Origin of the sequence: Pseudomonas sp. WS 5071 (genome assembly GCF_012985765.1) — a bacterium.
In the GTDB taxonomy this organism is placed as follows: domain Bacteria; phylum Pseudomonadota; class Gammaproteobacteria; order Pseudomonadales; family Pseudomonadaceae; genus Aquipseudomonas; species Aquipseudomonas lundensis_A.
This window is the reverse complement of record NZ_JAAQWY010000024.1, coordinates 81,581-90,415: the sequence shown is the minus strand read 5'-3', so window position 1 is coordinate 90,415 and position 8,835 is coordinate 81,581. Positions and strand designations below refer to the sequence as shown.

9 protein-coding genes and 1 pseudogene are annotated in these 8,835 nt (G+C 58.6%); 5 read left to right on the top strand and 5 right to left on the bottom strand.

Going from position 1 to position 8,835, the window contains the following annotated elements:
* A partial coding sequence (locus HBN61_RS15735) for a transposase (protein ID WP_524539063.1) occupies positions 1-188 on the bottom strand: 188 nt, incomplete at its 3' end.
* On the bottom strand, positions 160-1,356 hold the full coding sequence (locus HBN61_RS15730) for an S-type pyocin domain-containing protein (protein ID WP_170047115.1): 1,197 nt from the start codon (positions 1,354-1,356) through the stop codon (positions 160-162). The genes HBN61_RS15730 and HBN61_RS15735, both read right to left, overlap by 29 nt.
* Before the next feature lie 89 nt (positions 1,357-1,445).
* On the opposite strand from HBN61_RS15730, the pseudogene HBN61_RS15725 reads away from it, so the two are divergent.
* Positions 1,446-1,692: pseudogene (locus HBN61_RS15725) on the top strand (YiiD C-terminal domain-containing protein); the annotation flags it as partial.
* A gap of 24 nt (positions 1,693-1,716) precedes the next feature.
* Here the strand turns inward: HBN61_RS15725 and cysQ are convergent.
* Positions 1,717-2,538, bottom strand: a complete 822-nt coding sequence (cysQ, locus tag HBN61_RS15720) for a 3'(2'),5'-bisphosphate nucleotidase CysQ (protein ID WP_170047117.1) — start codon at positions 2,536-2,538, stop codon at positions 1,717-1,719.
* 2 nt (positions 2,539-2,540) lie between these two features.
* Entirely contained in the window at positions 2,541-3,107 is a 567-nt protein-coding gene (nudE, locus tag HBN61_RS15715; protein ID WP_094993235.1) for an ADP compounds hydrolase NudE, read from the bottom strand.
* 87 nt (positions 3,108-3,194) lie between these two features.
* Between nudE and yrfG the strand changes: the two genes are divergently transcribed.
* On the top strand, positions 3,195-3,857 hold the full coding sequence (yrfG, locus tag HBN61_RS15710; RefSeq protein ID WP_170047111.1) for a GMP/IMP nucleotidase: 663 nt from the start codon (positions 3,195-3,197) through the stop codon (positions 3,855-3,857).
* A 98-nt stretch (positions 3,858-3,955) separates the two neighbouring features.
* Here yrfG and lysM read toward each other — a convergent pair whose 3' ends face one another.
* Positions 3,956-4,396 (bottom strand): peptidoglycan-binding protein LysM, encoded by a 441-nt coding sequence (lysM, locus tag HBN61_RS15705; protein ID WP_169964598.1) that lies wholly within the window; start codon positions 4,394-4,396, stop codon positions 3,956-3,958.
* Between the two features lie 114 nt (positions 4,397-4,510).
* Here lysM and HBN61_RS15700 point away from each other — a divergent pair, with 114 nt between their 5' ends.
* The 3 genes from HBN61_RS15700 to HBN61_RS15690 all read left to right on the top strand — a co-directional run bounded on the left by HBN61_RS15700 (position 4,511) and on the right by HBN61_RS15690 (position 8,677).
* A complete protein-coding gene (locus HBN61_RS15700) occupies positions 4,511-5,398 on the top strand; it encodes a LysR family transcriptional regulator (RefSeq protein WP_169964600.1) in 888 nt (295 codons plus the stop codon).
* Positions 5,399-5,492: 94 nt separating this feature from the next.
* On the top strand, positions 5,493-6,332 hold the full coding sequence (fdhD, locus tag HBN61_RS15695) for a formate dehydrogenase accessory sulfurtransferase FdhD (protein WP_094993239.1): 840 nt from the start codon (positions 5,493-5,495) through the stop codon (positions 6,330-6,332).
* Positions 6,329-8,677, top strand: coding sequence for an FdhF/YdeP family oxidoreductase (locus tag HBN61_RS15690; RefSeq protein WP_170047109.1), 2,349 nt, complete (start codon positions 6,329-6,331; stop codon positions 8,675-8,677). Before fdhD ends, HBN61_RS15690 begins: the two co-directional genes overlap by 4 nt.
* Positions 8,678-8,835: the final 158 nt, after the last annotated feature.

The following is an 8,835-nucleotide window of genomic DNA, read 5'->3' as shown; positions in this document are numbered from 1 at the left end:
TGGATGCGCAGCATGGTTTCCAGAGGATAGGGTTTTCTACCGCCGCCGGCCTTGGGGTAGAACGGTTCGATCAGCTCCAGCAGGCCTGCCCAGGGCACCACCTGATCCATTTCGGCGAGGAAGCGCTCTCGGCGGGTTTGCTTGCGCTTGCCGGCGTACTCAAAGTCGGAAAAGCTCATCTGGCTCATGGGCGGCTCGGATCAGGTGTTGCGGGGATTCTCGCATAACTGAAGGCTTGTTCGGAGATTCCTTAGTTGTGATTCGTCTTTCAGGCTGGGCTTTTCCAGTTTGTTCACCAGTAGTCGCGTCGTACTCCCCTAAGTGGTTTCCTTGTTTGTCATACACTTCTACTGCTCCATGTTGATAATCCCATTCGTAGATTCGTCTTTTGCTTTTCCAGCGCTGTCGATTTCCTTTGCTACGGACATCGACAGCATCGGGGAAAGCAGGAAGAGTATTCGGTGCAGCGTGGTATTTGATATCACCACCAAAAGGCTTCGCATACACCACATACAGCGACTTCAGGCCCGTATCCGCAGGAAAGACCAGAATACAGTCGTCGAGTGTAATGTCTTCGCCGGGAAGCCCTTCAAGCTGACTGTCGGTGTTCTCCGGGATCGGGTGTACCAGGATGGTGCCCAGCTGCTTGCCGCTTTCGTCGGGGTAAGTCAGTGGCGGCATTCTTGAAGCGCTGTGGGGTGGCGTCCAGAGGAGGGTGATCCCGTTTAGTTCGGCCTCCAACGCCGTCTTGGTTGCGTTCCACTTCACCTGCACGGTGCGTACTGAGTCATCGCCCGACGCGCCGGTGTGAATACCGTAAATCTGCATGACCCCTTCGGCATCACGTCGGAACTGAAAGCGCACCCGTGTAGAGGCTTTGCTCATGCTGCGCAGTTGTTCGTCGGTATGGAGTGTGCCGTCACCCATTTTGGCGGGGAGCATGCCCATTAGAAAAACGCTGACCGGGCCTCCCGCGCCACGTATTGCCCACGTCATGCGCTGTTGCATGATGCCGCCACCCGCTACACGGGCGAGTCCGGCATCTGCACCGATGGCCAATGCAATGGCCTCTGACGCGGAAGGCAAAAGCATGGAGGCAACGACCATGACGTTGCCAAAGTTGGAGACGGGCTCGGTGTCCGTACCTGCCTCCGTGCTGCACCAGTTTTCAGCAACGCAGGATTTGGCGAAGACCACGTCAGTGCGTTGCTTGGGAGATGGCCATTGCTCTTTTGGGATATACACCGGTGCTGGCGCGGCCGACGTTTGCCATGCAGCCCATGAGGCACCACCGTTTGGGCGTTTCGGCTTCCAGAGGGGCTCGAAAAAAGGGTCGTCTTTACCGTCCTTCTTCATGGGACGTGCTTGTCACTTCATTTGAAGCATGAAGGTTGCAGTCGAGTCTGAGGCCCGGTCAATTTGACCTCGTAACCGTGTGTTTCTGAAAGCTACGCGAAGCAGGCATTGAAGGCGGGCATCGTGATTCAGGAGGGCCATATCAGCTACCCGCTGCCGGTCGCGCAGGACGCGATTGTGCTGTGCGATGCGCCGAACGAGGCAGCATGGAACACGTTTTTGAGCATGTACACACGCCATAGCCGCGCGCGCCTGACACTGCAAACCCGGGTCATCAATACAGACGGCGAAGAAGACGCCGTCCGCTTCAGCGGCCAGTATGTGTTGCATCGTTGAGGGTGAAACGAGTGGCAATACCGGTTACTTATGGACAAGCTCCAACAGCGTCTCGCGCCAGGGCGCTTTTTCCGGCAATGCCAAAAACGAGTCATTGAGCAACGATGCCCGCGCCGGGTAGGTGAACGGCTGGCCATCCAGCTGCAACACCACGCCACCCGCACCTTCGAGCACGCCTTGCGCCGCTGCGGTATCCCACTGTGACGTCGGAGCCAGACGCGGGTAGCAATCGGCCGCACCTTCAGCCAGTAAACAAAATTTGAGCGAGCTGCCGACGCTGGTGAGCTTTAAATCACCCAGGTGTTCACTCAAACCCGCCAACAGTTGCTCTTGCGCCGGGCTGGAATGACGGCGGCTGGCGACGACGGTCAACGGCTCGCCCACAGGCGGGGCCGTGCGCACGTTGATACGCTCGACCTTGTCGCCTTCTGCACGCCATGCGCCGAGGTCCGCACCACCGTAATAGCAGCGGCCGCTGGTCGGCATCGATACCACACCAAACACCACACGGCCGTGCTCGATCAAGGCGACGTTGACGGTGAACTCTTCACTGCCGCAAATGAATTCCTTGGTGCCGTCTAACGGGTCTACCAACCACCAGCGAGACCACCCGGCACGCACGTCCTGGGCGATGTTGGCATCTTCTTCGGACAACACCGGGATGCTCGAGTCGAGCGCGGTCAGGCCGTCGAGCAGCACATGATGGGCTGCCAGATCAGCAGCCGTCACCGGAGAATCATCCGCCTTGGCAATGACCGCAACGTCGGCTCGCCAAAACGGCAAGATGGCGTCACCTGCCTGATGCACCAGTTGAATCACGCCTTGAAGCAGTTGAGGGACAGACAGGCTCACAGCGCAAATGCTCCGCGCTGCGTCAGCAGATCCCGCGCCAGATACAGCGCCGCCAAGGCACGACCCTCGGTGAATTGCGGGTTTTGTACCAGCGCCGACAGCTCGCGCAAATTCACTTTCTCGACACGCATGGGCTCCGGCTCATCACCTTCCAGACGCGACTCATACAGGTCGGTGGCCAGCACCACTTGGATCTTCTGGCTCATGTAGCCCGGTGACAGTGACAGCTCGGTGAGGTGCTCCAACTGACGGGCGCCATAGCCCGCTTCTTCCTTCAACTCACGCTCGGCAGCAGCCAGTACGTCTTCGCCCGGCTCGATCAGCCCTTTGGGCAGGGACACTTCGTATTCGTCGGTGCCGCCGCAATACTCTTCGACCAACAGGGCATGCTCGGCATCGATCATCGCCACGATCATCACTGCGCCATAGCCATTGCCGCGCCCCACCAGCCGTTCATACGTACGCTCAACGCCGTTGGAAAAGCGCAGCTGCACTTCTTCAACACGAAACAATCGGCTACTGGCAACAATTTCACGGGCGAGTACGGTGGGTTTTTGGCGCATAGCGGCTCCTCAATATGAACGGGTTACTATACCCCGGCTTTTCCGATTGTCTTGGTCGGATGTTTTCAACTGCGGGAGAAGTTTTGCATGACAGCGTTACCTTGGCGCGACATTGATACCGTTCTGCTGGACATGGACGGCACGCTGCTCGACCTGCATTACGACAACCACTTCTGGCTCGAACACCTGCCCCAACGCTATGCCGAACTGCATGGCATCAGCCGGGCCATGGCTGAACTGGAGCTGATGCCGTTGTTTGAGCGCAATGCAGGCCAATTGCAATGGTACTGCCTGGACTTCTGGAGCGCCGAGCTGAAGATCCCGGTCCGCGAATTGAAACGCGAAACCGCTGACCTGATTGCCCTGCGCCCTGATGCCGATACGTTTTTAGCCGCCATCAAAGAAGCAGGCAAGCGGGTGATTATGATCACCAACGCGCACCGCGATTCGTTGTCCTTGAAATTGGAACGCATTGAACTGGCGCCCTACTTCGAAAGGCTGATCAGCTCCCACGACTACGGTTTCCCCAAGGAAAGCCCGCAGTTCTGGGATGCGCTGCACGCCGATATCGGTTTCGAGCCCGCGCGCAGCCTGTTTATCGACGACACCTTGCCAATTCTGCGCAGTGCACGGGATTTTGGCGTGAGACATCTGTTGGCGGTCAAGCAGCCGGACAGCAAAAAAGGCCCGAAAGACACCAAGGAGTTTGCCGCGCTGGGGGATTACCGCGGGTTACTGGAAGGGCTTTGAGCCAAGGCTAATGAAGCGGATGGGGGATCCCAGCCTCGTGCCTCGGCAGCGACACACGTGCGTGCACACCTGTCATCGCTGCCGAAAACCACCAGGGTTTACTCAGGGATGCGCAATGTCTGGCCCGGGTAGATTTTGTTCGGGTCTTTAAGCATCGGTTTGTTGGCTTCAAAGATTTTTTGATACTTGTTCGCGTCGCCGTACACCGTGAGTGAGATTGCGCTGAGGGTGTCGCCCTTTTGCACAACCACAAAACGCGAAGCAGCAACCATCGGACCGGTTACAGTGATGTTGTCTTCAACGCTGGCAACACCTGCGATATTGCCCGCCGCGAGAATGATTTTTTCTTTCTCTTCTTGAGTCGCGACCTCGCCTGTGACGATCACTTTATCGCCCTCAACGGTGGCGCTGATGTTCGGATTGCCCAAACCTACTTTTTCTACGTGCTTCTTGAGTTCTTCCGAGGCGTTGGCTTTGTCCGGTGTCAGCAAGTCGATTACTTTTTCGCCTGCTTCCTTCATAAAGCTAAAAATACTCATCGTTCACGCTCCTAGGGTTGGAATATCCAGACACACAGCGTAGACCAACATTGGACAGGCAGGTTCAGGGATGGGCGCGTTAGAATCCCCCGACGATTTGCGCGTGGAGCGAGCATGGACATCAAACAACTGAAATTCCTGATCGCCCTCGATGAAACCCGTCACTTCGGTCAGGCGGCCGCCCGCTGCCATATCACCCAACCTACGCTGTCCATGCGCTTGCGCAGCCTTGAGCAGGAGTTGGGTTTGCAGTTGGTCAATCGCGGCCAGCGCTTTGAAAGCTTTACTGCCCCCGGTGAGCGCGTGCTGGCATGGGCCAGAACGGTGCTGTCCGCCTACGATGGCTTGCAGGCTGAAGCGGCTGCCTGCCGGGGCAATTTGATCGGCACGTTGCGCCTGGGCGTGGTGCCGTTGTCGAGTTTTGACCCGCTGCCGTTGTTGCAACAAATGCACAAGGCGCACCCCGAACTGCGCTTTGAATTGTCGGCGCTCAGCTCCGAACAGATCCTGGATCAATTGGCCCGCAATCAGCTGGATGTGGGCGTGTCTTACCTCGATCGGCTCGACCATGAGCGTTTCGACTCGCTCACCTTGAACGACACCCGCATGGGTCTTTTATACGACCAACGGCACTTCACGTTCGGTGAACAGCCGTTGAGTTGGGCAGCCTTGATTGAGTTGCCGTTGGCGCTGCTCAGTGGCGGCATGCATTTTCGTCAGTCCATCGATCACAATTTCCACAGCCGCGGGCTGACCCCACAACCCTTGCTGCAAACCGATGCAGTTCATCAGCTGTTGCAGGCCGTTCATGGCGGATTGTGCTGCGCGGTGATGCCGCTTGAAGGCGGCCTTGAAGCCCTGACCGACGACCTGCGCCTGCACCCGATTGCCGACGCGCAAACCCTCGCCCCTCTGGGTTTGATCATGCGCCGCGAAGCACCACGGTCGGCGCTGGCGGAGGCCTGCTTTTCGCTGTATCGGAAATCATCAGCAACTTCATGATCGACGGCATCTATCAATAGATCAGCACTAGCGATTAGACGCGACAGAGTGTCGCGCCTACCCTTATTGCTGAATATTCCGTCGGAACAGCCTTATGAACGCCAAGCGCCCTACGTGCGCGGCGCCCGCCCAGGATTCGCCCGCGCCCGCCGCCAGCCAGAATTATCACTACGTCACGCTGGACCACAGCAGCGGCGCTGAAACTGCCCTTGCCGAAGAGGTCGCGCTGGCGATTGCCTTCAATGGCATCAATCAAGCGGTGATGCTGGTCACGCCCACTGACCTTGAGGACTTCATCGTCGGTTTCAGCCTGGGTAGCGGGATCATTCAAGACCCGAGCGACATTTATGACCTCAAGCTCAGCGGCGCAGGCTCGGCGCAGTATGCGCACGTCGAAATCGCCAGCCGGGCGTTCTGGAACCTCAAACAGCAACGTCGCCAATTGGCAGGCACCAGCGGCTGCGGACTGTGCGGCGTCGAAGCCGTCGAGCAAGCGCTGCCCGACCTGAACGTACTGCCCGGTGCGCCCCTTCCGCCCGCGCAATGGCTGGACGGTCTACGCCAGCGCATCAGCGCGTTTCAACCGCTGGGCCAGCACTGCGGCGCCGTACATGCCGCCGTTTACATGGACGCCAAAGGCCAATTGCTGATGGGTCGCGAAGACATCGGCCGACATAACGCGCTCGACAAGTTGATCGGTGCATTGGTGCGCCAACACATCGACCTGAGCGGCGGCGCGGCGATTGTCACCAGCCGTTGCAGCCTCGAACTGATTCAAAAAGTGTTGCGCGCAGGCATTCAGACCCTGATCAGCCTGTCCTCGCCTACGGGCTTGGCGCTGCAATGGGCTCGCCGCCACAACCTCAACCTCATTCATCTGCCGCAGAAAAGCGCGCCGCGGGTCTATAGCCCGGCGCAGGAGAATCCAGCGTGAGCACTCATCATCAAGCCGACCAAACCCCGACACCTCGCTACAAGCCCTATAAAGGCCCGGCAGGTGGCTGGGGCGCGCTGATCAGTGTGGCGCACGCCTGGTTGACCAGTGACAACGCCCTGAAAAACTTGCGCATGATGCTCAAGACCAACCAAAACGGCGGTTTCGACTGCCCCGGTTGTGCCTGGGGCGACTCGCCGGAAAGCGGGTTGGTCAAATTCTGCGAAAATGGCGCCAAAGCCGTTAACTGGGAAGCCACCAAACGGCGTGTCGATGCCAAATTCTTCGCCAAACACAGCGTGAGCGCGCTGCTGGAGCAAAGCGATTACTGGCTCGAATACCAGGGCCGCCTGACCGAGCCCATGCGTTACGACGCACCAACCGACCGGTATGTGCCCGTCACATGGGATGCCGCATTCGCCCTGATAGCCAAGCATCTGCTGAACCTGACGAGCCCCAATCAGGCCGAGTTCTATACCTCGGGCCGCGCCAGCAACGAAGCGGCGTATTTGTATCAATTGTTTGTGCGTGCGTTTGGCACCAACAACTTCCCCGACTGCTCGAACATGTGCCATGAAGCCAGCGGTGTTGCACTTGCGCAAAGCGTCGGGGTGGGCAAGGGTACTGTCACGTTCGACGATTTTGAACATGCGGACGCCATTTTTGTGCTCGGGCAAAACCCCGGCACTAACCACCCGCGCATGCTTGAGCCCCTGCGTGAAGCCGTGAAACGCGGCGCTCAAGTGGTGTGCGTCAACCCACTGAAAGAGCGCGGCCTTGAGCGCTTCCAGCACCCACAACATCCGTTGGAGATGCTCACCAACGGCGACCGCCCGACCAACACGGCTTACCTGCGTCCGGCGCTGGGTGGCGATATGGCGCTCTTGCGCGGCATGGCCAAGTTTCTATTGCAGTGGGAACGCGATGCCCAAGCGGCGGGCGAACCGGCAGTCTTCGATCACCCGTTTCTTAATGAACACACCACAGGCGTGCTGGACTACATCGCCAGCCTGGATGACACGTCATGGGAGCACCTGATCGAGCAATCCGGCCTGATGCTGGAAGACATCGAGCGTGCCGCGCGCATGTACCTCAAGGGCAAGAACGTCATCATGTGCTGGGCCATGGGCATTACCCAGCATCGTCACTCGGTGCAGACCATTCAGGAAATCGCCAACCTGATGCTGTTGCGCGGCAACATTGGCCGTCCCGGTGCAGGTCTGTGCCCGGTGCGCGGTCACAGTAACGTGCAAGGCGACCGCACCATGGGCATTAACGAACGCCCACCGGTGGCCTTTCTCGATGCCCTGGAGCGTCGTTTCAAATTCAATGTGCCGCGCGAGAACGGGCACAACGTGGTGGAAGCCATCCACGCCATGCTTGAAGGGCGCGCCAAGGTCTTCATCGGGCTGGGCGGCAACTTTGCCCAGGCTACGCCCGACAGCCCGCGCACGGCGCAGGCCCTGCGCAATTGCGACCTGACCGTGCAAATCAGCACCAAGCTCAACCGCAGCCATTTAATGCACGGCAAGGAAGCACTGATCTTGCCTTGTCTTGGCCGAACTGACATCGACATTCAGGCCGAAGGCCCGCAAGCGGTCACCGTGGAAGACTCGTTCAGCATGGTTCACGCGTCTAATGGCCAGTTGCAGCCCTTGTCGAATCAGATGCGTTCCGAACCGGCGATCATCGCCGGGATCGCAGCGGCGACCTTGGGTACGCACCCGATCGACTGGAGCTGGATCGTCGGGGATTACAGCCGCATCCGCGAGCTGATCGCTGACACTATCCCCGGCTTCAAAGACTTCAATACCCGTGTGCAGCACCCGGGCGGGTTCTATCTGGGCAACGCGGCGGGTGCGCGCCAGTGGAATACTCCCTCAGGCCGCGCCAACTTCAAGCCCAACGCTCTGCCTCGGGATCTGGTCGATGCACGCACCCGCGCGACGGGTCGCCTGCCGGACCTGATCCTGCAATCCATGCGCTCGCACGATCAGTACAACACCACCATTTACGGGCTGGATGACCGCTATCGCGGGGTAAAAGGCCAACGTAACGTGCTGTTTGTGAATGAGGCCGACATTATTCGACTGGGCTTCAAGCCGGGGCAATTGGTGGACATCGTGTCTATCTGGGATGACGAACACGAACGCCGGGTTAAAAATTTCACCTTGCTGGCATTTGATATCCCGGCAGGGCAAGCGGCCGCCTACTACCCCGAAGTAAACCCGTTGGTGCCACTGGAAAGCACCGGGGAGGGCAGCCACACCCCGACGTCCAAGTTCGTGGCCATTTGCCTTGAGACAGCCACGCCGTCGAAGCTGATCATGGCCAAGGCGAGCTGAGGCATAACGCCTGCAATCTCTGAAGCCACCGCGTCACCGCGTGACGCGGCGTTTTTCTTTTAGACACAAAAAAGGCCGCTTTCCTGAGAAAGCGGCCTGTCCTAACTAATGCTCAGACCGTGCAAAAGCTATTAAGTTCCCGTGTAAAAACAATAACT

Excerpts from the sequence above, each read along its gene's own strand:
- fdhD (WP_094993239.1), top strand. The coding sequence starts at position 5,493 with ATGAACGCCAAGCGCCCTACGTGCGCGGCGCCCGCCCAGGATTCGCCC.
- yrfG (WP_170047111.1), top strand. The coding sequence starts at position 3,195 with ATGACAGCGTTACCTTGGCGCGACATTGATACCGTTCTGCTGGACATG.
- lysM (WP_169964598.1), bottom strand. The coding sequence starts at position 4,396 with ATGAGTATTTTTAGCTTTATGAAGGAAGCAGGCGAAAAAGTAATCGAC.
- HBN61_RS15700 (WP_169964600.1), top strand. The coding sequence starts at position 4,511 with ATGGACATCAAACAACTGAAATTCCTGATCGCCCTCGATGAAACCCGT.
- nudE (WP_094993235.1), bottom strand. The coding sequence starts at position 3,107 with ATGCGCCAAAAACCCACCGTACTCGCCCGTGAAATTGTTGCCAGTAGC.
- HBN61_RS15730 (WP_170047115.1), bottom strand. The coding sequence starts at position 1,356 with ATGAAGAAGGACGGTAAAGACGACCCTTTTTTCGAGCCCCTCTGGAAG.